Genomic DNA, 25,189 nt, shown 5'->3' on the forward strand with positions numbered 1-25,189 from the left:
ATTTGCCGAACCCCTTAGTTTTATAGACAGGATTTAAAAACCCTTTAAATCCTTATTACAAAGGCATCGCGATAAGTCCCCGAGAGTACTGATAGCCGACCCACGTCTTAGCTTCGTCCGGAACGATACCGGCTTCATTCGTGAAGTAACCTACCTGGGTCGCCCCCGCTCTGGTTCCATCCACAACGATGTCGCCCGCTTCGAATTTATCGGTACCGGCATCGGCTACGTAAGAAGAGATCACGTCGCTCTGCGAATAGAGAATCTGGTATTTACTGATGTTCGCATTGTACACGACCGAAACGCCGCCTACACCGCTGGGAACCGTCAGTACCGATCCGTTATCTTTCAGCGTCGTGTACCAATCACTGCTGCCGGCGCTCGTCGTTGCGACGTGAATGTCGCTGCCGACCTGGAAGTAGAGGTAAATCATCGCGTCGTTGATGAACATCGAAACTACCTTACCGCTTTCAAGGATACTCTTGTCGCCCAGAATCTCCCAGTTATCTTTTCCGTTGGCGGATTTAGCCATCCAGATTCCGTTTTCATCGTGAGACAACGCCATGAAATAATCCGAACCGACTTTGGCTATCGCCATATTGTTAGCATATCCCAGGTTATCTCGCTGCGACAGCATCGCATTGTTCGCAGTGAAGACAAATTCGGGTTCATCCCACGACTGACCGTCAGCCGAATGCGCCTTAACCATCGCCGAGAAGTCGTATGCGTTGAAATTATCGAACTCTACGCCAGGATTCTGGAAGTACACTTCGTAAGACAGCGCCAGGAATTTCTTGGTCGAAGCGCCGTTGGCGTAAGCCCAAACTTCGTCGTCCGGTTCGTTCGTCGTTACCATTACCGAGTTGCCCGCGCTTCCTTCGACAACAGCCAGATAATTTCCGGCAGGCAGGTATTCGCCCGCTCCGGTAGGATAAGCCCATCCGCCGTCATAAGTCATAGTCTTCTGGAAGACCGGCGTTTTGGCCATACTCGTCGCATAATCCGTATCCCACGGATACAAGGTAAAGGTGCAAGAACCGCTGCCCATGTAGTACAACTGATTGAATGCCGTGGAAGCGTAGAATTTCAATGCAATGGGGCCGCTGCCCAGATCGTACGCGTCTTTACCCCAATGTGCGTTGTTGGTATTATCGGTAACAGCATACCACCAGCCCGTCTTATTATACATATGCGGTTCGCTCTGGAACTTCATCGGAGTCGAACGCAGGAACCACGCATCCATCGATCCGTCGCTGTTCTTCACGAACGAAACGTTTCCGCGGAGATCGGTCTCTTCGTAGATCGGGTACTCGATCAGTTCCGAAGCGCCGGCCTGCGTAACCGTAACCGGTACGGCTTCGCCTCCTTCCGGATAGATCGTGATCGTCCCGACGCGTTCGCGGCTCCGGTTGCTGGCCAGAATCTGGAACTGAAGCGTCACGTTGTCCACCGCTTTACCCAACACAGGGATAATCCACTTCTGCGCGTTGTCGCTGATCGAATAGTCGTACGGCACGTTCACCGTGAATTCGACTTTGATCACCGTATCGCCCGCTTCCACGTTATAGGTGTCCTGTTTAACCACGGCTCCGATCGGGGTCGGCTGGTAAATCTTCATGGTTTCGGTCTGTTCTCCGCTGGAGAAAACCAAAGAAGCCTCGCGGGCAAACTCGTAGGAAGTGTTCGCGCCGGCGACAAGAGTCAGTTTATATTTACCGAAACTACCCGTGGTATCGCTGATCTTCACCCACTTGTCAGTGGTTCCTTCCGGATATTGGATCTTTACAGTCCAATCGCCCGGCGCCTCGATCACCCGGTAATCCCGTCCACCGTCGACGGGAACTTTCCAGGTGGTCGTATCGAGCATGAATGAGAAGTCGCCCAACTTCATAGACGACTGGAAATCATCCTCGCACCGCCAGAATATTACCGAAGACAGCAATAATAAACTGCATAAAGTAAATTTTTTCATAGTTTGAGCATTTAGAGATTTTAGATTGAACAAATATAAAGAATTTTTTCATAATTAATCAAATAAATACGATAAATTGACTCGAAATTTGTCGGGAAAAATTATTTTGCACCCTTTCGCAGCGTCGCGCCGGACGGAAACAGCGAACATTCTCACCCCCTTACAATCCCGCGCCGCGCCGAACGGCCGTTCCGTCCCGTTCCGAAAAACGAACCCTTTTTCGAAATTTTCAGGCCGGTTTTATAGGAAAATAAGACATTCCGGTCAATGGTTGGTGCCCTCGAACAGGTCATGACTCTCCTTCGCCGGATCCGTTTTTGCCTTAAAACTGTTGAAAACATACCCCAACGTCAGGGCGATCAGCGGATATTTGGGACGGATGCGCGTCAACGACTGCAGGTCGGCCGTACGGATATCGCTGACATAACGCGCGCTGCCGAACAGATCCCGGCAGGAGAGCGTCGCGGAAAGCTTCCGTTTGAAGAACTGCTGCCGGACGGCGAGATTGACGTACCAAAAAGCATCGGTACGCCCCTGGGTCGTGACCGAAGGCCCTACGAAGTTGGCGTCCAACTGAATCCGCGTATTTTTGCCGGCATCGAAGGCATTGTTCCACATGATGTCGTAATTCGTACTCGATTCGCGTCCGCCCCCGGCGGCCAACTCGTTGCGTATCTTATAATAATACAGATTGCCGTTCAGCGAGGTATTCCACCAGCGCGCGACGCGAACGACGGCGGTCAGCTCCACGCCGGTCGAATAGTCGTGCCCCACGTTGGCCATCGAGTCGAGCGTGACGCCCGCCTCGTAAGGCACCCGGAGCCGTTCGATCTTGTCCCTGCGCGAACGGTGGAAAAAAGTCGCCGAAACGTTGTTGTCCCGGAAACTTTTCCGGTAGGTCAGTTCGTACGAATGGATGTATTCGGGACGGATATCGGGATTGCCGATCTCGGCCGTATAGTAATCGCGGAAAGTAATATAGGGCTCCATGTAAAAAAGCTGCGGGCGGGTGGTTCGCCGCGAATAGGAAACCAGCAGCCGGTGGCCGCGCGGAAACGTATATCCCAAGTGCATCGACGGAAACCCCTCGAAACGCCGTTTGTCGCGGCTGGCCCCGGCGATCGAACTGCGCAGGCGGGTGTGGGTATATTCGCCCCGGACGCCGGCCTGGATCTCCAGCGCGCGCAGGTTCTCGGACAGAATCGCGTAGACCGAATTGACGTTCTCGCGGAAATAAGAAGTATTGTAAATGTCGTCGCGCCAGTAAAACGTTTTCGTCTCGGGATTCCAGAACTGCATTTCGTACTTGCTGTCCTCCAGGTAAGAGTAATACTGGTAACCGGCCTCGATCTTCCCGGTTTTGCTGTACGGCAGCACGTAGTCCAGGTTTCCGCGGGCCGTGATGCGGTACTCGGATTCCCAGGCGCGGTGCCCTTGCTCGCGTTCGCCCTGCAGATTGAAGAGATCGCTCTGGAAATATTCGACCGCGCCTCCGCCGTATTTATAATAAAAACTGGCCGAAAGCTCGTGTCCTTTGTCGTTGAACCTGTGTCCGACGGCCACGGTTCCCAGGCCGATGGTTTCGCGGTTGTCGTAATCGTCCAGGCTTCGGTAGTCGCCGATCTCGCCGTCGCCCGTTCCCTGCGAAAAGCGGCTCTCCCGGTAATCCAGTCGGCCGTTGCGCTTATTGCCCCGGTATCCGCCTTCGACGTCCACCGAGAACGACGTGCGCAGAAGCGCGTACGCCCATCCCGCCTTCAGCGTATAATTGTAATTATCCCCGACGCGCGGCCCTTTCGAACGCGACGTGGTGGTAAGGTCGTCCACGACCGTCGTCTTCTGCTGCTCGAAATCGCTTTTGCGCAATTTGTCGAACCACACGCCGCCGGCATACCAACGGGAAGCCTCGTTCTGACGGGTCAACAGGAAATCGACGTTGCGCGACAACGCCGTGCTGCCGGACAGGTTCACCGTGCCGCTGAGCCCGCGTTGCGTATGCTTTTTGGTAATGACGTTGATAATGCCCACATCGCCCTCCGCGTCGTGCCTCGCCGACGGAGTCGTAATGATTTCGATGTTCTCGATATGCCCGGCGGGAATCTGTTCGAGCGCCTGCGAACCGGAAAACACGCTGGGCTTGCCGTCCACGTAGACCGTAAACCCGCTGCTGCCGCGAAACGACAGGTTTCCCTCCGCATCCACGCGCACCGAAGGGGTATTCTCCAGAATATCCACGGCCGACCCGCCGCCGCCCATGATGTTGGACGAAGCGTCCACCACTTTTTTGTCGAGCTTGTAAACGAGCTGTTTTCTCGCGGCGACGACCTCCACTTCGGCGATCCCGTTCTCCAGCGGGGTAAGGTACAGCACGCCCAAATCGACCGTGCCGGCCGAATGTTCCAGCGCGACCTCGCGGGTCAGCACGTCGTATCCTATCAGGCGGATCATCAGCGTATAAGCACCCGGATCGACGGAATCCAGCCGGAAACCGCCCTGCTCGTCCGGCAGCGTCTGACGCGCCGGCCGGACGTTCCCGCCGGTAAAAAGGTAGATTTCGGCGAAATCGATCGCCTTTCCGGAGCCGGTTTCAGCCAGTCTTCCCGCCACGCAGATCGGAGAAGCGGCCGCGGGCGCCGCGAAAAAAGTCAACAGCAACAGGCAAAGCAGTCTCATGCAGTTCGGTTAATCGGGTTAGGTCAGGGTTAGGTATTCGAAACGACAAATGTAAAATAAAATATCCGAATTCGGGAAACGCGACCGGAGTCGGCTCCTCTCCCCAGCGGAATCCGCCGCACTTTTTTTTGGGAGAATGCACAGTTTTTCGTACCTTAGTCCACGAATATAACCCGATCTAAAACCGACTCAAAATGAAAATCTTTACCACGATCGCCTGCTCCGCGCTGGCTGTTGCATTCGCATCCTGCGGCTCCTCTCCGAAAAAGACGGAAGACCCCGACCGGATCACGGTAGCCTGCTACTATTTCCCGAATTACCACACCCACGACCGACGTAACGACAGCCTCAAGGGCGACGGCTGGGCCGAATGGGAACTGGTCAAGAAAGCCCGTCCCTGTTTCGACGGCCAGCAGCAGCCCAAAGTGCCGGCCTGGGGATATACCGACGAAAAAGACCCGGCGGAGATGGCCCGTAAGATCGACGCGGCAGCCGACAACGGGGTCGACGTTTTCATTTTCGACTGGTATTACTACGACGACGGGCCGTTCCTGAACCGCGCGCTGGACGAAGGCTTCCTGAAAGCGCCGAATACCGAAAAACTGAAATTCGCGCTGATGTGGGCCAATCACGACTGGCTCGACATCCACCCCTACACGAAAGGCGACGAACAGAAAATCCTCTATCCGGGACGGGTGACGCCCGAAACGTTCGACAAGATCGGCGACCTGATTATCAAAGAATATTTTACGAAACCGAATTATTGGACGGTGGACGGCAAGCCCTACTTTTCGGTCTACGACGTGCAGAAATTCGTCGAGAACTTCGGTTCCGTCGAAGCGGCCCGCGCAGCTATGGACAAACTGCGCGAAAAAGCCGTGGCGGCCGGCCTGCCGGGAGTTCACTGGAACCTGGTAACGTGGGGCAATCCGGTGCTTCCGGGCGAAAAAGCCGCCGAGAATACGCCCGAACTGCTGAAAAAACTCGGATTCGACTCGGGAACTTCGTACGTCTGGATCCACCACACGCCGCTGCCCGATCTGCAAACGGACTACATCAGAGCCATGGACGACTATTTCGCGTTCTGGGACAAGGCGCGGGCGGAATACGGCGTGCCGTACTACCCGAATGTAACGATGGGCTGGGACCCGTCTCCGCGCTATGTGGAACAAACGCCCGAGGGCATTAAAAACTACCTGGTAACCTATACGATCGGCAACAACACCCCCGAAAATTTCCGGGAAGCGCTGCAGCGGACCAAGGACAGACTGCTCGCCGACCCGAACGGGCCGCGCATCCTGAACATCAACAGTTGGAACGAATGGACCGAAGGCAGCTACATCGAACCGGACTCGATCCACGGGACGGGATATCTCGAAGCGATCAAAGCCGTCTTCGGACAGGCCGCGCCGACAGCAGCCGAGTAACATAACACACGACAGAAAAACGATGATCAGATTCAAACTCGCCGTAGCGCTGTTGCTGGGAAGCACGGTCGCCTGCGCACAGAACGAAAAGAAACTGCAAGCCGATTTCCTGAAACCCACGCTCGAATACCGGATGAACGTCAACCGACACAGTATGCCGCGCGACGACCGGGAGCAGGACTCGATGATCCAGTGGATCATCTCCAACGGGTACGGCGGCATGGCGACCAACGTCAACCCGAACGAATACCTCAAAAGCGACGAAGAGCTGAAAGTATTCAATCGGTTCGTCCACGCATCGAAAGCGCGCGGACTGGACCTGTGGCTGTATGACGAAAGAAGCTATCCGTCCGGAATGGCCGACACCTACGTGCTCGACGAACATCCGGAGTGGGAGGCGGAAGGCCTTCTTTTTAAAGATACGACCGTCAACGGCGGAACCGCCGTCGACCTGCCGCTGCTGCCGGGACAGCCGATCCTGGTCAAAGCGGTGCCTCGGTCGACGGGCAGTTGGAATACGACCGGGCGCGGAGCCTGCTGTCGTCGATTCGCGACGGTCGGATCCGGTGGACGGCTCCCGACGGCACGTGGACAATCGCCCAGATTTCGCACGCGCCGCTTTACACCGGATTCCAGGCCGGCACCGACCGGGGCGGAACGACGCCGCGCTACCCGAGTCTGCTGATGCCCGAAGTGACCAAACGGTTCATCGAACTGACGCACCGGCGCTACGCGCAGGCTTTTACAGAGAAACTCGGAACCCTTTTCACCTCCACGTTTACCGACGAACCGTCGTCGATGGCTCTGCCGTTCCCGAACCTCGGATACGGCGTCTACCCGTGGAAAGAAAACGTATCGACCGAATTCATGACCCGTTACAGCGCCGATCTGAAAGACGTGCTGCTGCCGATGATGCTGGATCGGGGGCCGGAAGGGGAGAAACTCCGCTACCGGTATTTCCGGATCATCGCGGATTTCATGAGCCGGAACTATTTTCGTCAGATACGGGAATATTGTTCCACGCAAAAGCTCAAATCGGGCGGACATCTGCTCGTCGAAGAGACGATGATGGCGCAGGTTCCGCTGTACGGCAGCATCATGGCCTGCTACCGCGAGATGGACGTACCGGGCATCGACGTGCTGACCGGTATGCCGAGCTTTACGCGCCGCTACCTGTACTCTTCGCGATTGGCGTCGTCGGCCGCCGAACTGCAAGGCAATTCGATGGTCATGTGCGAATCGTGCCCGATCTCGGACTATAATTTCTATGACGGCAAAGAGGCTCCCACGATCGAAATCAAAGGATCGCTGAACCGCCAGATCGTCGGCGGAGTGACCGACTTCAACAACTACCTGCAACTTCAGCACGAAGATTCGAACGGTCGCAAAGCGTTCAACGACTACATCGCCCGCGTCGAAATGATGCTGGCGGGAGGCGTGCGGGCTTCGCGTATCGCCGTCTACTACCCGGTCGAAACGCTGTGGTCGAAATACCGTCCGCTGCCGTCCTGCTTGCAAAGCTGGGACAACGTCGCCGGAGGAGCCCCCGAAGCGCAGCGGCTGTCGCAGTTGTTCGACCGCGTCAGCGACTGCCTGTACGACAACGGCTGGGAATTTTCGTACGTCGACGCGGCCGGGATCGAACAATCCAAGGTGGAGAACAAAAGTCTCGCGCACGGCGAACTGCGCTGGGATGTGCTGATCCTGCCGGGCGTCGAGACGATTACGCCGCAGATGTTGACCCGCATCACGGAGTTCGCCCGGGCCGGAGGTTGCGTGATCCTGCTCGAAGCGCTGCCGAAAAATACGCCGGACGCGTTCCCGTCCGAAGCGGTCGAAAGCGCCGTCGCCCAGATGGTCGGGGACAAGACCCTCACCCCTGCGGTCTACTACGAACCGACGTTCAACGCGCGGCTGCTGAACTACCTGCTCGAAGGGGTGCTCGACCGCGATATCGTATTGGACTCCTACGCCGGGGTGTTGCACAGCCACAAACGGATCGGCGGACGGAACGTCTATTTCATCGTCAACGATACGAACGCCCCGAAAACGGTCAAGGCAAACTTTCCCGGCGCCAAATCGCTCGAAGGATGGAATCCGCAGACAGGCGAAGTCAAACCGCTGGAAAACGGCGCGCCGCTACCCTTCGGCCCGTACGACGGCATGATCATACGACAAACCAAATAACTTAAAACCAACAGACAACTATGAAATTCAAACTGTTTCTCGCAGGAATCCTGCTGTCGGTATTGCCGGCGCTGAACTCTTGCAACGGATCCGGCGGAGCGAAACGCGCCGGAGGCGACACGGAAGTGACCGAACTGCGCTGCCGCGACCTGGACGATCCGGAAGGCGTCGATCGGGCCGTATTCAGTTGGCAGATCGAATCGGAAGCCGACAGCATCGTGCAAACGGCCTGGGAGATCGAAATCGCTTCCGACGAAAAGGCTTTGAAGAATGGAAAAGCCGACGTATGGTCGTCCGGCAAACAACTTTCCGACCAGCAACTGAACGTCCGTCCGCAGGGCGCCGACCTGAAACCGGGCGAGCGTTACTGGTGGCGCGTCCGCATCTGGGACGGCGCCGACCGACCGACTTCGTGGAGCGATCCCGCATCGTTCTCGCTGGGTCCCGCAGCCGACCAATGGCAAGCGAAATGGATTACCGCCCAATGGGAGGAAGGCAGTCCGCTGCCCTATTTCCGCACCGTTTTCAACGCGGATCAACCGGGTACGAAACCGGTGCGCGCCGTGATCTACCTCTCCGGTCTCGGGTGCAGCGACCTGTTTTTCAACGGCCGCCGCGTAGACTCGACCCGGATACTCGACCCGGCTCAGAGCAATTACGAACTGTATGCGCTGTACAGCTCGTTCGACGTGACCGACCGGCTGAAAAAAGGGGACAACTGCATCGGCGTGATGCTCGGCGACGGCTGGTACAACCAGGGCAAGGTATGGGGCCCCGGGTTCAGCTACGGCAAACCGATCCTGCTGGCGCAAATGGAAATTACTTATAAGGACGGTTCGAAAAAGATCATCGGCACGGACGAAACCTGGAAATGGGCGCCCGGGCCGGTACTCAGCTCGAACCTCTACGCCGGCGAGGTATACGACGCGAACAAGGAGATCGCCGGCTGGGCCGATGCGAAAACTCCGTGCGCGGACTGGCAGTCCGCACTGCCGGCCGGAGGCGTTATTCCGAAAGAATTGAAACCGCAACTGATAGAACCGATCCGAATGAAACAGGAGATCGCTCCGGTAGCGTTGTGGCAGGATCCGCAGGGCAACTGGATCTACGATTTCGGCGTCAACGTGGCAGCCATCCCGCTGCTGACCGTCGAACAGCCGGCCGGCACCCGGATCAAAATGCGGATGGGCGAAACGCTGGCCGCCGACAAGTCGATCGAATACAACACGACCGGCGTAGCCGCGACCGGCGTCGTACAGACCGACGAATACGTCTGCACCGGAAAAGGCAAGGAAAAATGGACGCCCCGGTTCACGTACCACGGATTCCGCTACCTCGAACTATCGGGCGCGGCGACCCAACCCGAAAAAGACTGGCTGAAAGCGGTGGTCGTACACACCGACGTCGAACGAATCGGTACGTTCGAATGCGCCGACCCGCAAATCAATCGCCTGCACGAACTGGCCGTCCGGACGATGTTGAGCAACATTCACGGCCTGCCGACCGACTGCCCGCACCGCGAACGCTGCGGCTGGCTCGGCGACGCCCATGCGGTAGCGCCGTTCGAAAGTATGAATTACGGCATGAATAACTTCTGGATGAAATACATGGGCGACGTCAGCTCTTCGTCGTCGGTATTCCTCGAAAACACGCTGCATCAGAAGCTGCACAACAGTGAATTTTACTTTGCAGACAAGCAACCGGGCATTCCGTTCATGATCTCCCCGGGACGCCGCCTGTGCGGCGTGGCATCGCCGGACTGGGGCACCGCCGTCGTCCAGATCCCGTGGGATATCTACCTCTATTTCGGCAACAAGGAAGCGCTCGAAACCTACTACGGCGAAATGAAACAATGGGTCGATCACATCGCGGCGCTGACCGAGAACGACATCGTTCCCTACGGTCTGGGCGACTGGTGTCCGCCGAACGGAAACGCGGCGATCGACTGCCCGATCCCGGTCAGCTCGACAGCGTTCCACTATCACGACGCGGACCTCGTTTCGCAAGCGGCGGCCGTACTCGGCAAAACGGAAGACGCGGCGCATTATGCCGCCCTGCGCGACCGGATCGGCAAGGCTTTCGTCGATAAATTCTACGACAAAACGAACAAAACGTTCGGCAGCCAGACCGCAAACGCGATGGCGCTGGCTTACGGCATGGTGCCGGCCGGCGACGAAAAAGCGGTTTCCGACGCCACCGTCCGCAACATGAAGGAGAAGTACGACAACTTCATGCATACCGGTATCTTCGGATTGGGCCACATCGGCCAGGCATTGTCGCGCTACGGCAACAGCCAGGCAGCCTGGGACATGTTCACCAAAACCGGCGAAAACAGTTTCGCCTACATGTGGACCGACGCCGACGCCACGACGCTGTGGGAAACGCTGCCGGTCAATGCAGCCAGCAAGGAACTCTGCCTGAGAGGAAGTTCGCTGAGCCACCCGATGCAGGGCGTCTACGACACGTGGTTCTATGAAGACATCGCCGGCATCCGTCCGGACGCTTCGGGCCCCGGTTTCAAAGTGACCCGTTTCGAACCGACGATGACGGCCTACCTGCCGTGGGCGAAAGCGACGCTGGAAACCCCGTACGGCGAAGTCAAAAGCGACTGGAAACAGGAAGGCGGCAAAATGGACTGGAAGATCGAAATTCCGGCGAACGCCTCCGGACTGGTAGCCCTGCCAGACGGCAAAACCGTTACGGTCAACGGCCAGCCGCTGGACAAGAACCGTTATCCGACCGCCGGACAAGGCGCGGAAAATCCGCTGTACCGCTTCCCGTCGGGACACTACGCGATTGTTATCGAATAGCACGCGTCCATCAAAAAGCAAGGCGGATACCGATCGGTATCCGCCTTGCTTTTATTATGAAACCGAAGTTTACGATTCGATATACCCGAACCGGCGCAGTTGACGTTCGTCGTTCCGCCAGTTGTCGTTCACTTTGACGTACAATTTCAGAAAAACCTTTTTATCGAGAAACTGTTCAAGCTCCTCGCGGGCCTCGGTGCCCACCTTTTTGAGCTTACCGCCCTGATGGCCGATAACGATTCCCTTCTGGCTTTCCCGTGCCACGTAGATCGTCGCCGCAATCCGATCCATATCCGCGTCCTCTTTGTATTCGTCGATCACGACCTCGGTGCAGTACGGAATCTCTTTCTGGTAATTCAACAAGATTTTCTCGCGGATGATCTCCGACGCGAAAAAGCGCAGCGTTTTGTCGGTCAGCGTATCTTTCGGGTAATAGGGCTCGCCCTCGGGCAGGGCCGCCAGGATACGGTCGAACAGCCCGCCGATGTTGAAATTGTTCAGCGCGGACACCGGCACGATCTCGGCGTCGGGCAGCACTTTCCGCCACCGTTCCACCAGGGCGTCGAGCGTCTCCTGCGTAGTCAGGTCGATCTTGTTGATCACCAGGATCGTTTTGGTCCCGCCGCCGGCGATCTTCGAAACGATCCCGTTGTCGTCTTCCGGTTTTTCGAACACGTCGGTCACATACAGCAGCACGTCGGCATCGGAGAGCGCGCTCCGTACGAAACGCATCATCGACTCCTGCAACTTATAATTCGGATTGAGTATCCCCGGCGTATCGGAATAGACGATCTGGAAATCGTCGCCGTTGACGATCCCCATGATCCGGTGGCGGGTCGTCTGCGCCTTCGACGTGATAATCGACAGGCGTTCCCCGACCAGCGCGTTCATCAGGGTCGATTTTCCCATGTTCGGGTTCCCGATGATGTTGACAAATCCTGATTTATGCATAAACGATGTGTTTCGGACAAAGATACGGCTTTATTTCCGGAAACGATAAAAACATCCGGCGCAATGTGCACGCAAAAGGAGGACGGCGATCGATCGTCGTCCTCCCGTTCATCCTGCTTTCCACCGGACGCCCTATTCGTCCTGAGGCTGCTCTTCCGGACGCGGACGATTTCGGTCCTGCATTTTGGCGCGTTGTTCCGTCCATTTTTCATACTGTTCTTCGGTCAGCACCTTTTTGATCGATTCGTCCATTTTGGCCATCCGTTCGGCATGCGGACCGCCCTGCCCCTTACGGCCGTCGGATTTGTCTCCCTGTTTCGGACGGTCGGATTTCTTCGGACGGTCGGATTTCATCTTCGCAGAGTCGGCCCGCACCGCACGATCCGCTTTCATCTCTTCGAAATTGGAGAGGAATATCCGGCGGATCTGCTCGGCCTGGTCGGTCGACAGCGAAAGCTGTTCGGTCATGCGCTGCGTCATCCGGTCGGCCCGCTGCTCGGGAGTCATTTGTTCGCGGTGCTGCGGCTGAGCCGTCGCACCGATCGCGGCAAACAGCATTGCGAATGCCGATACAAAAAAATGTTTCGCTTTCATAATTTCAAAATTTAATGTTTACAGGAATCCTGTTCCGCAAAAATAATTCCAACGGCGCAGAGCGATTCCGAGAAATCGGCGAAACGCCGAATCGGCGCGGCGAAACGACCGGACGGAACGGCAAAACGCCCTGCCGGACGCGGAACTAACGCCAGAAAGAACGGTCGAAGGAGGCCTCGACGCGCATTTCGACGCTGTCGGGCAGCGCTGAATAGAAATCCATGCCGAGCACCCGTTCGAGACTGTCGACGCTGATCGCATAGCGAAAACAATCCCCGGCCGGACGCTCCGTATTCGGGATCAGGAAAGCGATCGCCCGGAAAGTACCGCCGTCCCGCGCCAGAATCGTTTTAAAAAACCGCTGCGGAATCCCGACGCCGCCCCGGATGCGTCGCAGCGACGGGGTCAGTTCGCCGCCGGTCACGATGTAGAGCGAATCGTAACGCGCCGCCCAGCGCCGCACCCGTTCTTCCAGCCTGCGCCACGTCCCGCGGTTCAGTCCCGGCCGCTGCGGCGAAACGTTCGACAAACGGAACGTAGCCCCGTTCTCCTGCGGGGTATCGTTCCGGTCGGCCGACGGCAGCAGGTGTCCCCGATCGAAACCGCTACCCGTATAATCCCGGTCTGCGGCCGAAGGCCACCCGCGGGCGATCACTTCCGGATCGCTCTTGAAAACCCCGCTGCGCTTCACCCCCTTGCCGGATACATCCCTGCGCGTCAGCAGGTAAGCTACCCAGGCAGCCTGACGATAAGCCGTATCGTACAGCATCGTATAGCGTCCCTCCGGACAACGGACGACAAACTCGTCGTTCGCGAAAAAAGGACAGGCGAGAATCTCGGGATCGGTTTCCGGCGATCCGCCGGAGCGCGCGCCGCGTTCCGCTTGCCGTCCACCCGTCCAGGGACGCACCGCAACGACCTGCGAAACGATCGCCAACACGACGATCGCCAACACCAGCAACAACACGATTTTCCAATGGGTCTGCCTCGATATTTTTATGGGGGTTCGTTTTTTCATGGCCGCGTAAACCGCACCAAAGGTAAAAAAATATTATCTTTGACGCATCAGACATCCGATAAATCAGAATCTATGCCATCGTCCAACTTCGTCGACTACGTGAAAATATTCGGCCGCTCCGGTAAAGGCGGCCCCGGCTCCCGCCATTTCCGCCGCGAGAAATTCATCGAATTCGGCGGCCCGGACGGCGGAGACGGAGGCAACGGAGGCAGCATCGTCCTGCGCGGCAACAGCCAGTACTGGACGCTGATCCACCTCAAGTACAAGCGTCACATCTTCGGCGAGGACGGCGAAGCGGGCAGCGGGGCGCGCTGCTCGGGGAAGAACGGGACGGACGTCGTCATCAACGTGCCGCTAGGCACCGTCGCACGCGATGCGGAAACCGGGGAAATCGTCTGCGAAGTCACCGAAGACGGACAGGAGGCTGTCCTGCTGAAAGGAGGCCGCGGAGGACTCGGCAACTGGCACTTCAAAACGGCGACCAACCAGGCTCCGCGGTATGCGCAACCGGGCGAGGATTGCGTCGAAGGATGGTTCATCCTCGAACTGAAAGTGCTTGCCGACGTCGGGCTGGTCGGATTCCCGAACGCCGGGAAATCGACACTGCTGGCAGCCGTTTCGGCGGCGAAGCCAAAATCGCGAATTACGCTTTCACGACCCTCGAACCGAATCTGGGCATCGTCGAATGCCGCGACCACAAGTCGTTCGTGATGGCCGACATCCCCGGCATCATCGAAGGGGCGCATACCGGCAAAGGGCTCGGAACGCGCTTCCTGCGTCACATCGAACGCAACTCGATCCTGCTGTTCATGATCCCGGCCGACACGAAAGACGTGCGCGAAGAATACCGCATCCTGCTGAACGAACTGGAACAATACAACCCCGAACTGCTCGACAAGCAGCGCCTGCTGGCGATCACCAAAAGCGACCTGCTGGACGAAGAACTGCAAGAAGCCATCGCCGCCGATCTGCCGGACATTCCGTCGATCTTTATCTCGTCGGTCAGCGGGTACCACATCCGACAACTCAAAGACATGCTCTGGGAAGCCCTGCAACGCGACAATCAGTAACCGAAAACATACGCGGGCCGGAAACGGGGCAATTCCATCACCGCATTTTTCGGCGATACGACTTTCAACTGATAATTCCGGTTGAACCAACTCAGAATCCCTTCGATATAACCGCTGCCCGAAGGAAGCGGCCAATTTGCGAAGTCGGCCTTCGCAGAAGTTCTCACGATCAGCGTATCCCCCGCGGGATCGACCAGATGCCGATCGGTATCCGACATGGTGTCGCACCAGTTCTCCGAGCACTCCGCATCGACGAACTGCACCCGTTCGAAAGCCACGTAACGGCTTATCCAGGCGGCCGCAGATCGGAAAAAACGAGGGTATCGGGACGAATATCGGTCACGCCGCCCTGCTTTTTCAGAAATTGAGGCCAGACCGACTGCGGAATGAACCCGTTTTCGTAAGCGAAATCGTCCGACGCCGCGCCCAGCGACACCACGCCTCCGTAGTCGCCCAGCACCAGCCCCTGGCAACGGATCCGTACGCTCTGCCCGACCGGAAATACGGTAAAGAGATCGCGTCCGCCGACTTTGACCTCGATTCCTCCGGTGGCATCCTGCACGACCAGCGTATTGCGGAACGCCCCGTAAGCATCGTTCGCCGTTACGACGACGCGCAGTTCGACGTCATCGGTCACACGAAGCGGATAACCGCGATACAGCGATTTCAGGTAAGCGACCGACACCGGATCGCCCCCGGGACTCTCTCCGTCGTCCCGATCGAAACCGTTTTTGGACACGCAGCCGGCCAACAGCAACAGCAGACAGCAGCTAATCAACCTGTACATCATTCAAATCACGCATTTTAAGTTCATACACCCGGCGTCCGCCCACTTTTCCGGGCAGCAGAATACCGGTCACCGAAACCGGCCCGTGCGGAACCCGTTCGCCGGCAAACGAAGCGTAACCGCTCGTATAGACATAAACAGAATCCGCTCCGCACCGGAATTTCAACAAGGCGCTGCGCGGCGTACCGTCGGCCGATACCGCCGCAGGGACGGCCCAGGTCGTATCCGACGGCGTATCGAGGCACAGCCGGGCGATCCGCACCAAACAGCCGATCCGGTCGTCGTTCAACCCGGCGATCGTCGTCGGCAGCGCTGTCGGCAGGATCGTTTCGCCGGTTCGCAACAGATGACGCCGCACGATCGCCGGACTCTCCATCGGGGCGACGGGTTCCGTCGCCGAACCGCCCCGCAAACCGATCCGCAACAACCCGTCGTCCAGCGCCGCGGTCAGGCCGTCGGCGGACAACGTCAACCGGCAACCGACCGGATAATCGTTGTGCAGATCGTACAGTCCGGCGCAGACCTCGACCGCGCCGGAATTGTCCTCGAGCATCAGCGTCCGGTAGAAATTATCGGCCCGGTCGGATGTGGTCACATACCCCGACAACACGACCCCGGAGCCGGAAAACGCAACCGGGCCCACCGCACACCGTTCGCGGAGCGTGGCGACCGACATATTGGGCAACGGCGCGGTTTCATCCGCAGGATGCGGTTCGCCGAAATCGTCATAACCGCACCCGGCGGCCAACAGCGCCGCAGCGCATCCGATCCATATTTTTATAAATCCATTCATTTTCGACCTCGTCAAATCTAAAAACGAAAATTCACAGTCAGGTAATAGGTGCGCGGATAGGCGTACAGGTACTTCGATCCGAAAGCCGTGATGCTCTGGTTTAACCCCGTCCCGCTTTTGCGCAGCCGCATCTGTTCGTAACCGCTGTAAACGATCTCCTTGCGGTTGGCCAGATTGTTCACCGCCGCGCTTACCGACAGGTAACGACTGCCGAGTCGAAACGATTTCGACACGAACAGATCGATCGTAAAAGCCTCCGGAAAACGCTCCTGCTCCGTCAGCGCTCGCAAGTCTTCCGGCGAAGCGGCATAATCGTACACCCGGCCCATCCGGTTCAGCGGACTGACCGTCGTGTAATGGTCGGCCGCATAATTGACCGACAGCGAAGCCATCCACAGTTTCGCCCCCCGGTAGCTCAATTCAGCCGAAGCGATCCGCTGCGGCGACCCGCCCAGGCGATACCCTTTCAGCAACGAACGGGCGCGGTCGGCGATCACACTGCCATCCTTGTCGGACAGGATGCGTACCGACGGATCGTTCCGGTAACTGTTACGGGCCTGCGATGCGGCGACACGCAGAGCGAACCGCCGCGTAAGCAGCACCTCGGCCCCGAACTCGACTCCTGCATACAGTTTCCCGATCCCCGAAAGTTCCATGTCGGAATAGACCGACGCGATATCGTCGTAGTAGCGGCGCACTTCGGATTCGCCGCGCGAAACCGTCGCATACGCGCACAGTTCGAGTCGAACGGTCCGGCCCGCGTACCGGTAGCTCAGCTCGCCGCCGAACCGGTTCGCCGTACGCGGATCGCCAACCGTACGGTTCCGATAATCGATCGACACGAACACATCGCGCGCGGCCGGAGCGACGTCCTCGTACAGCAGGTCGAGGCGCAACGTATGCGCCGGCGTGAACAGGCAATCGATCCCGCCCTTGAGCGTATATTCGGTAAAATGCAGCCGGGAGGAGCGCCCGTAGGAGTCGCTTCCCGGAAACAATTCCTTCTCATAACGCCCGTTGCGGGAATATCCGACCTGGGCTACCCGCAACGCGACGTATCCGCCGAAACGCTCGTCGGAGCGGTTCCTCAGATCGGCCGTAAGCCACCCTTCGCCGCAGACGTAATCCAGGTCGTAGTCGTACCCGTACCGCTCCCCGACGGCCACCCGGCGGTCAGGCGCGCGCAGGTTATTCTGCAATTTGTCGCCGAAATAGCGATCGTCGATCAGGTACGGGTCGATGTCGAACAGAAAAGCGGCACCGAGCAAGTCGTCCAGCCGGTTGTAAGCGGTCGTCCGGTCGATCCGCACGCGCACCCCTCCCCGCAATCGCAGCGTCCGGGAAGGATGGTAATCGAAACAAGAAACGAACTGCCAGTTCCGGAACCGATCTACGGCGCTGCCCAGCACATAGGCGGCCGGCAGCGTATCGCGATTTCCGTTGGCGAGGTACAACTCCTCCCAATCGATCTGCGTAACCCGGACGTCGCGCTGCCTCCATGCCGCGGAGACGGCCCCGGACACCTCCGGATTCTCGTAGGAACCGGGCAGGTAGCGGTAATAGTCGGGCAACGGATTGCGCGCGTCGTACCAGTCGAGCGCCGAACGCGAAGAGGTGCCCCACAGAGCCGAAACGGTCGTAGTAAGGTTCCAGCGGGCGTCCGCTCCGCAACGCCAGGTAATCAGCGCCATCGGCGTCCGTTCGCAGCGGACGCGGGACGGGCGGACGCGTCCCTGCTGGTATCCCCAGGCCGGATTGTAAAGACGATCTCCGGACGCTTCGAATGCTTCGCCGGTCGAAGCGCTGCGCAATCCCCGCTCGGACGGGGCCATCAGGAACACGGCGGAAAGGGAATTTTTCGCGCCGAGCCGGCGCCCGAGCGAAAGACACAGCGACCACTCGTCGGCGTAGACGCCCCGGATATGCCGGTCACGCCCCCAGCGCCGGGTTCCGGCCGCTGCGAAAGCCCAGCCGCCGCCCAAGGTTCCGGTCGCGATTCCCGCACGCAAACCCTGCCGGAAACGGCGGTCGGTAAACATCCAGCCTGCACGGCCGCCGGGCGGCTCGTGCAAAACGTCGAGATCGTATTCGCAAATGTTACCGGCATTGCCGACCGTCGAAACGGACGGCGCGATCCCCGGCTGTTCATCCAGCCGGACGGGAGTCTGGCGAACGGCCGTTAGCACATTCCAGAACGGCTCGCCGGTAACCGGATTGTCCAGATCGATCCCGTTCAGCAACCGGCGGCTGCAATTCCACGCATAACCGCGCCTCGCATAACGGACGAACGAAAAACGATACCGCGACAGCGAAGCGAACGGCCCGTCGTAAGCCGAAAGCGGCACGGACAACCACAAGGAAACGGTATCGCCGTCCGGTTCGTAACGGTCGACGACATCGAAACGCTGCTGTTCGTCGAAAACCACGACGCTGCCCTGCCCGTGCAGCGACACGGAAAAAACAAGCATCCCGAGAATCGGCAACCACCGTTTGTTCATGGCAGACAGTTTTAACCCGCACGGGCGCACGGCCCCTCCGCTTCCGGCAAAACACCTCCGCCACCGCTCTCCCTCCGATCGAGCAAGCACGCAAAAAAAACCGTCCGGGCTATGAAGTTACGCAAACCGAACGATTTATACAACTTTTTAGAACATTATTTTGCTTTACAGCAATATTTCACACGATTCCGCAAGGATACGAAACAAACGTGGGAATGCCTTTTACAGACATTCCCACGCCGTTCGATCGGTTTATTACGCTGTGAGCGCTACTGCAATAATTTTTTGACCGCCTCGGAAATCGCGCGGCCGTCGGCCTGCCCGGCAAGCTGTTTGGTGGCCACTCCCATCACCTTTCCCATATCCGCCGGCGAAGCGGCTCCCACCTGCGCGATAATCGCTTTCAGGACGGTCTCCAGTTCTTCTCCGCTCAATTGTTTCGGCATAAACACTTCCAGCACGGCCGCCTCGGCCAATTCGTTTTCGGCCAGTTCCGGTCGGTTGTTCTGCGTATAAACGGCGGCCGACTCCTTGCGCTGTTTTACCAGCTTCTGAATAATTTTCAGCACGGCGCCGTCGCTGATTTCGTCCGATCCATCGGCCGTTTTGGCCAGCAGGATCTCCGCCTTCACGGCCCGCAGGCCTGCCAGACGCACTTTCTCCTTGGCGAGCATCGCCGCTTTGATTCCGTCGTTAATCTCTTTTTCCAGACTCATATCGGTATTTTTTAATTTCTATGTTCAACGATTTGTCCGGCTCCGGCCGCACGCCGCTAAATATCGATGTTGGCATACTTGGCATGCCTTTCGATAAATTCCCGGCGCGGCGGCACGTCGTCGCCCATCAGCATCGAGAAGATACGATCCGCTTCGGCGGCGCTCTCGATATTCACCTGACGCAGGATACGCGTTTCGGGCGACATGGTCGTTTCCCACAACTGTTCGGGATTCATTTCCCCCAGACCTTTGTAACGCTGTACATGGGCCCCTTTCGACCCGAATTCCGCCAAAGCCGCCTCGCGCTCCTCTTCCGTCCAACAATAGCGACTATTCTTACCCTTTTTGACCTGATAGAGCGGCGGCGTCGCGATATAGACGTGTCCGTTTTTGATCAGGTTGTTCATGTAGCGGAAGAAGAACGTTAGCATCAACGTCGCGATGTGGCTGCCGTCGACATCGGCATCGGTCATAATAATCACGCGGCCGTAACGCAACTTATCGAGGTTCAGCGCCTTGCTGTCGTCTTCGGTTCCGATCGTCACGCCGAGCGCAGTGAAGATATTGCGGATCTCCTCGTTCTCGAAGATCCGGTGCTCCATCGCCTTCTCGACATTCAGTATCTTACCCCTCAACGGCATGATAGCCTGAAAATTCCGGTCGCGGCCCTGTTTGGCCGAACCGCCTGCGGAATCGCCCTCGACGAAGAAAATCTCGGCCTGATCGCGATCGCGCGACGCGCAGTCGGCCAGCTTGCCGGGCAGCCCCGATCCGGACAACACCGTTTTGCGCTGTACGAGTTCGCGCGCCTTGCGGGCCGCATGCCGGGCCGTGGCGGCCAGGATCACCTTCGACACGATGGCGCGGGCGTCTTTCGGGTTCTCTTCCAGATAGTGCGTCAACGCGCCGGAAATCGCCTGATCGACGACGCCGGCGACTTCGCCGTTGCCGAGTTTGGTCTTGGTCTGTCCTTCGAACTGCGGCTCCTGCACCTTGACCGAGACGATCGCGGTAAGCCCTTCGCGGAAGTCGTCGCCGTTGATCTCGAATTTCAGCTTGGCCAGCATACCCGAATCTTCGGCGTATTTCTTCAGCGTCCGGGTCAGCGCCCGGCGGAAACCGGTCAGGTGCGTACCGCCCTCGATCGTATTGATATTGTTGACGTACGAATGCACGTTCTCGGAGAAACTCGTATTGTACTGCATCGCCACCTCGACCGGAACGCCGTCTTTTTCGGTATCGATATAGATCGTGTTTTCGATCAGCGATTCGCGGCTGGCGTCGAGGAACTTGACGAATTCTTTCAACCCTTCGGTCGAGTAATATTCGTCGTGAACGGACTCCCCGTTTTCGTTCTTCGTGCGCAGGTCGGTGATATTGAGCTTAATTCCCTTGTTCAGGTAAGCCAATTCGCGCAGGCGCGAGGCCAGCGTCTCATAATCGTATTCGGTGACCGTAAAGATCGAACTGTCGGGTTTGAAGGTAATGATCGTTCCGTGATCGTCCTCGGTCGTCTCGCCGATGATTTCCATGGTTCCCTGCGGAACGCCCTTGCTGAAGTTTTCCCGGAAGATTTTTCCTCCGCGGTGCACTTCGGCGACCAGCAGCGTGGAGAGCGCATTCACGCAGGACACGCCGACGCCGTGCAGACCGCCCGACACCTTATAACTGTCCTTGTTGAACTTACCGCCGGCATGCAGCACCGTAAGCACCACTTCGAGGGCGGGACGCCCTTCCTTCTCGTGCATATCGGTCGGAATACCGCGCCCGTCGTCCTTAACGGTGATCGAGTTGTCCTCGTTGACGAAAACGTCGATGCGGGAACAGTACCCGGCCAACGCCTCGTCGATCGAGTTGTCGACCACTTCGTACACCAAATGGTGCAACCCCCGGACTCCGACGTCCCCGATATACATCGCGGGGCGCTTGCGCACCGCCTCGAGGCCCTCGAGCACCTGAATGCTGGAAGCGGAGTACGCCTCCCCGGTTTGTTGGATCTGATCTTTTTCCTCTACGCTCATATATTTTTCCTTTCTATTAATTTACTCTGCCAAAAAGTTGCCGGCCAGAACCGTTCCGGCCGAACGGATCCCGCCCCGGCGCACGGCATTCCGGCCCACCGAAACGCCCGGAACGATTCGAACAAAGATAGTCATTTTTCCGCTAAATTCCAAGGATCGAATGGAGATCAATCTCGGCCACTTTTCCCTGATGAAAACGCAGCGTACGGGACGGATACTGCTGGATATTGCTGATGTTATGCGTCGACATCAGCACGGCGCACCCGCGTGCGACGATCGACGCGAACAACTGCATGATCCCGTCTGCGGCGGCGGGATCGAGGTTGCCGGTAGGCTCGTCGGCGAGAATCACCTGCGGGTTGTTCAGCAGGGCCCGGGCGATCGCCAACCGCTGCTGTTCGCCGCCCGACAACTGGAACGGCATCTTATACTCCTTGTTTTGCAGGCTTACCATGTCGAGCACTTCGGCGATCTTGCTGCGGATCTGCAATTCGTTTTTCCACCCGGTCGCCTTCAGCACAAAATGCAGGTTCTGAAAAACGTTCCGGTCGGTCAGCAATTGGTAATCCTGAAACACGATTCCGATCCGGCGCCGAAGGTACGGCACGTCTTTGCGGCGCATCCGCCGCAGGTCGAACCCGACGACCATCCCGCCTCCTTCGCGCAGCGGCAGTTCGGCGTAAAGCGTCTTGAGCAACGAACTCTTGCCCGACCCGACCCGGCCGATCAGATAGACCAGTTCGCCGGGAAACACCGTCAGATTGACATCCGACAGCACCATATCGCTGGTTCTGCCGTTACCCCGGAAACTGACCTCCCGCAGGGCATCGTCGAAATGGAAAATCGCCACATCCCGTAGTTCTATCACCGCATTCGGATTCATCGCTTTCAAATTTGATCCGGCCCGCCGACACACATTTTCCGTGCGGGCACATTTAACAAAACAAAGATACCGATTGTTTGGACAGCATCTCCCGTTTGTTGATGAAGTGTTGATATTTTTCACGTCCCCGAAACGTCCCCGGATATCTCCGGACGAATTTATATTGCCCGTAAAAATAATTCTTCCGAAAAAACGTATATCTTTGTACCGGGATCGTACTACCGTGCGATCCCGATCAGGGGCTGACCGGTTTTGACAGCAGGCAGAGTCTGATTGTAAGCACGCCGAGCGTTGTGTGGACTCTCGTAAAACTGAATGCTCAAACTACAAATGGCGATAATAGCTATCAACTCGCTGCTTAATTTTACAGAGTAAAATGGCTTAATCCGGCAGTCCAAGGAGGCTGTCGGACGAGTACCCCGCCGAAGCTTCGTTCCGTAGCGGAAGGCACCGGGGTATCATTCAAACGGAAATAGCGGATCGGATGCCTATAACGATTCGCGAAAATCAATAGGCTGGGGCCGTAACTGGGTCGCCTTCGACCAGGTTGCGGCAGAAGGATCAACCGAAGGATAAGCGTGTAGAAAGCTTTTGGGTTCCTTGTTTGGACGAGGGTTCGACTCCCTCCAGCTCCACAAACAGGCCAATTGTCGTCTGTTAAACGAAAATATCCCGCTTTACGCTGAAAAAGTAAAGCGGGATGTTTTTTTGAGATTACGCGATTACATCTATTGTGCCTGCCTGCCGTTCACCCTGATTTCAGTATCGGGAAATAGATTCCGGATCCGTCGATTCCTTCTTCGTCGATCCTCCCAGACAGCTCTAATTCCCCGATCTTTACTTTTGCCAGCTCATCCGGGATATCGATCTCGTCCGTAAATTCCATTTTCAATTTATTAACCCGTGTGAGTTCCAGCAAAACAGACGGAAACTCTTTGACCCGAATAGAAATGCCATCTTCCCTGCCTTTCTGCCGGGCATCGGTTTTCAATTTATTTTTCAACCCGTCATTCCGAATGTTTTTTTTCCGGATCATCCAACCGATCCGCGGCTTAAGAGCAAAATTATCTTTGTTCTGCTCCAAGCCTACAAAACCGGCCCAAAGCTCCAGGGGCGTCTCAACAATCTTATCGCCGTGTTCTTCCAGAAATTTCAAATCGACTTTTACAATCTCGTCAGGCAGACAATCCGTCCCTACCAACCGTTCCAGGTCGTTCCTTTTTCCCTCTTTATCGTACGGGAAGAACTTGACGATCCATCCGTCTATTATCTTGGGCGCTCCGTATTTCTTCTGCGAATGATATTTAAACATATTGCGCCAGAACTCTTGGTCTATTTCGCCTTTCGACGCTTTGACGAACTCTTCCAAAAGGGGCTCCAGTTCGGAAATCCACCATTCCAGCCCGTATTCTTTCAACCCTCTGGCCTTACACAATACTTTCTCCCAATCTTCCGGCGTTCCCTCGAGCGTTATTTCGGGAATTCCGCAAACGATACGCAGCACGATAAACTCGAAATACGGTTTCGCGGCCTCCATCAAGGTCACTTCGGAAGCCACCTTTTCCAAAGGTGTCGTCGTCGAAAAATCACAGGTCAGCAACCCGACCAATTTATCCCCGCCATACTTTCCGATCTGTTCGGTAAATTCGGAAAAAGTTTCCTCCCATGCGAAATCGGGATCATCCGGTCTCTTGTCTGTCTTCACAATCAACGATTGTTTCCCGGTAAAATCGGCAAAATAATGCCTCACGGACTCCGGGTCGGCTTTCACATGCCGTGCAAACCCCTGGCTAACCAACAGCCAGATCATGTCCGGGGACAAAACGAACGGTCTATGATCCGCATAAGCCTGATACATCCCGTAAAAAAAAGAATTGTACTGGAAGGAAACCAGACTATCCGGAATCTCGCCCTTGGCTATGATACTAAACGGATAATTTAAATTTTCCTTTAGCTGATACGGCTCCAATCCGGCTTCGGACAAGATAAGCCTTTTGTAAATATCCTCGCAGGATCGCACGGGAAGCAATTTTTCGGGTTTCGAAAGTTCCTCGACTTCGAAAGTAACTTTATGTTGGGCAAACGCGGAAAGGTTCCCGAACAGACACAGGCAGAACAGTAATTTTTTCATAATACCGGATTTTGTCGTTTCCGATGTCAATTCTTCGGACAAGTCTGTACTTCAACGGACGACCGTAGACAAATATAACATTATTTATTAAAAATACGGCAAACGCGATATCGAAATATTATCGTCCAACGGACAATTCGCCGAAATCGTAAAATGAACGCCGAAACTTCTCGGACTTTCCGCAGGGATCAAAAATGGCGCGGTTCTTGGAAATTTCAGGATCGGAACCGTCCGAAGGACAGCCGCTCGCGGTTTGCTCCGCGCCCGTGCCGTCGCATGACCGTCCCGAAAAAAATCACAGAACCTTTAAAATTTACAACCATGAACGACCGCGTCAAGGAAAAGGCCGAAAAGGTAAAACGGAAAATCGATGCCGGCATCGACCGGACGGCCGAAAAGATTTCGGATGTATCCGACAGCGTCCAGCAGCATGCGACGCACGTAAAACATGCCGTAAAAGAAAAAGTAGCCCGAGCGGCGGATTCCGTCAAAGAGAAGGCCCAGCACATCAGCGATTCGATGCGGGAGACGAAATAAAATCGTTCCTGCGTCCGCGCTGAAAATACGGATCGTCATCCGAAACGAATATCCGCACCGACGCGGCCGGCCTGCAAATGCCGCAGCCGGTTCGCAACGCCCCGATTCATGCCGGACAATC

15 protein-coding genes, 1 other RNA gene and 3 pseudogenes are annotated in these 25,189 nt (G+C 56.8%); 7 read left to right on the forward strand and 12 right to left on the reverse strand.

The window, feature by feature from the left end:
• Positions 1-55 precede the first annotated feature (55 nt).
• On the reverse strand, positions 56-1,972 hold the full coding sequence (locus tag DW082_RS11475) for a BACON domain-containing protein (protein ID WP_118458737.1): 1,917 nt from the start codon (positions 1,970-1,972) through the stop codon (positions 56-58).
• 264 nt (positions 1,973-2,236) lie between these two features.
• Entirely contained in the window at positions 2,237-4,645 is a 2,409-nt protein-coding gene (locus DW082_RS11480; protein WP_118458739.1) for an outer membrane beta-barrel family protein, read from the reverse strand.
• A 194-nt stretch (positions 4,646-4,839) separates the two neighbouring features.
• On the opposite strand from DW082_RS11480, the gene DW082_RS11485 reads away from it, so the two are divergent.
• From DW082_RS11485 to DW082_RS11495, 4 genes are read left to right on the forward strand one after another with little or no spacing between them, the layout of a single operon-like run.
• A complete protein-coding gene (locus DW082_RS11485) occupies positions 4,840-6,072 on the forward strand; it encodes a glycoside hydrolase family 99-like domain-containing protein (RefSeq protein ID WP_118458741.1) in 1,233 nt (410 codons plus the stop codon).
• Between the two features lie 22 nt (positions 6,073-6,094).
• Positions 6,095-6,757, forward strand: coding sequence for a hypothetical protein (locus tag DW082_RS15185; protein WP_259335615.1), 663 nt, complete (start codon positions 6,095-6,097; stop codon positions 6,755-6,757).
• Positions 6,676-8,259: a glycosyl hydrolase gene (locus DW082_RS11490; RefSeq protein WP_259335619.1), complete on the forward strand. Its 1,584-nt coding sequence runs from the start codon at positions 6,676-6,678 to the stop codon at positions 8,257-8,259. Before DW082_RS15185 ends, DW082_RS11490 begins: the two co-directional genes overlap by 82 nt.
• Before the next feature lie 20 nt (positions 8,260-8,279).
• Positions 8,280-11,069, forward strand: coding sequence for an alpha-L-rhamnosidase (locus DW082_RS11495; protein ID WP_118458745.1), 2,790 nt, complete (start codon positions 8,280-8,282; stop codon positions 11,067-11,069).
• Between the two features lie 69 nt (positions 11,070-11,138).
• Here the strand turns inward: DW082_RS11495 and era are convergent, their stop codons facing one another.
• The 3 genes from era to DW082_RS11510 all read right to left on the reverse strand — a co-directional run bounded on the left by era (position 11,139) and on the right by DW082_RS11510 (position 13,632).
• Positions 11,139-12,020 (reverse strand): GTPase Era, encoded by an 882-nt coding sequence (era, locus tag DW082_RS11500; RefSeq protein WP_055201954.1) that lies wholly within the window; start codon positions 12,018-12,020, stop codon positions 11,139-11,141.
• 132 nt (positions 12,021-12,152) lie between these two features.
• Entirely contained in the window at positions 12,153-12,614 is a 462-nt protein-coding gene (locus DW082_RS11505) for a DUF4890 domain-containing protein (RefSeq protein ID WP_118458747.1), read from the reverse strand.
• Positions 12,615-12,759: 145 nt separating this feature from the next.
• Positions 12,760-13,632, reverse strand: a complete 873-nt coding sequence (locus DW082_RS11510; protein WP_101571279.1) for a DNA/RNA non-specific endonuclease — start codon at positions 13,630-13,632, stop codon at positions 12,760-12,762.
• 72 nt (positions 13,633-13,704) lie between these two features.
• On the opposite strand from DW082_RS11510, the pseudogene obgE reads away from it, so the two are divergent.
• A pseudogene (obgE, locus tag DW082_RS11515) lies at positions 13,705-14,702 on the forward strand (GTPase ObgE).
• Here obgE and DW082_RS15190 read toward each other — a convergent pair.
• The 6 genes and pseudogenes from DW082_RS15190 to DW082_RS11550 form a co-directional block, all read right to left on the reverse strand.
• Positions 14,696-15,492 (reverse strand): annotated as a pseudogene (locus tag DW082_RS15190) (DUF5689 domain-containing protein). The pseudogenes obgE and DW082_RS15190 overlap by 7 nt on opposite strands.
• A complete protein-coding gene (locus tag DW082_RS11530) occupies positions 15,473-16,282 on the reverse strand; it encodes a DUF5689 domain-containing protein (protein ID WP_101571283.1) in 810 nt (269 codons plus the stop codon). Before DW082_RS11530 ends, DW082_RS15190 begins: the two are co-directional and overlap by 20 nt.
• A gap of 17 nt (positions 16,283-16,299) precedes the next feature.
• Entirely contained in the window at positions 16,300-18,780 is a 2,481-nt protein-coding gene (locus DW082_RS11535; RefSeq protein ID WP_147387024.1) for a TonB-dependent receptor, read from the reverse strand.
• 269 nt (positions 18,781-19,049) lie between these two features.
• Positions 19,050-19,496 carry a GatB/YqeY domain-containing protein gene (locus tag DW082_RS11540; protein WP_101571287.1) on the reverse strand — a complete coding sequence of 149 codons (447 nt, stop codon included), beginning with the start codon at positions 19,494-19,496 and terminating at the stop codon, positions 19,050-19,052.
• 56 nt (positions 19,497-19,552) lie between these two features.
• Positions 19,553-21,517, reverse strand: coding sequence for a DNA topoisomerase (ATP-hydrolyzing) subunit B (gene gyrB / locus DW082_RS11545; RefSeq protein WP_055201970.1), 1,965 nt, complete (start codon positions 21,515-21,517; stop codon positions 19,553-19,555).
• 142 nt (positions 21,518-21,659) lie between these two features.
• Entirely contained in the window at positions 21,660-22,400 is a 741-nt protein-coding gene (locus DW082_RS11550) for a cell division ATP-binding protein FtsE (RefSeq protein WP_118458786.1), read from the reverse strand.
• Positions 22,401-22,638: 238 nt separating this feature from the next.
• On the opposite strand from DW082_RS11550, the gene ssrA reads away from it, so the two are divergent.
• Positions 22,639-23,038, forward strand: a transfer-messenger RNA (tmRNA) gene (gene ssrA / locus DW082_RS11555).
• Positions 23,039-23,128: 90 nt separating this feature from the next.
• On the opposite strand, the pseudogene DW082_RS11560 reads toward ssrA, so the two are convergent.
• Positions 23,129-24,531: pseudogene (locus tag DW082_RS11560) on the reverse strand (DUF4419 domain-containing protein).
• Between the two features lie 321 nt (positions 24,532-24,852).
• On the opposite strand from DW082_RS11560, the gene DW082_RS14335 reads away from it, so the two are divergent.
• A complete protein-coding gene (locus DW082_RS14335) occupies positions 24,853-25,068 on the forward strand; it encodes a hypothetical protein (protein WP_055202000.1) in 216 nt (71 codons plus the stop codon).
• Positions 25,069-25,189 lie beyond the last annotated feature (121 nt).

This window comes from Alistipes sp. AF48-12 (assembly GCF_003477565.1).
Lineage (GTDB): Bacteria > Bacteroidota > Bacteroidia > Bacteroidales > Rikenellaceae > Alistipes_A > Alistipes_A hominis.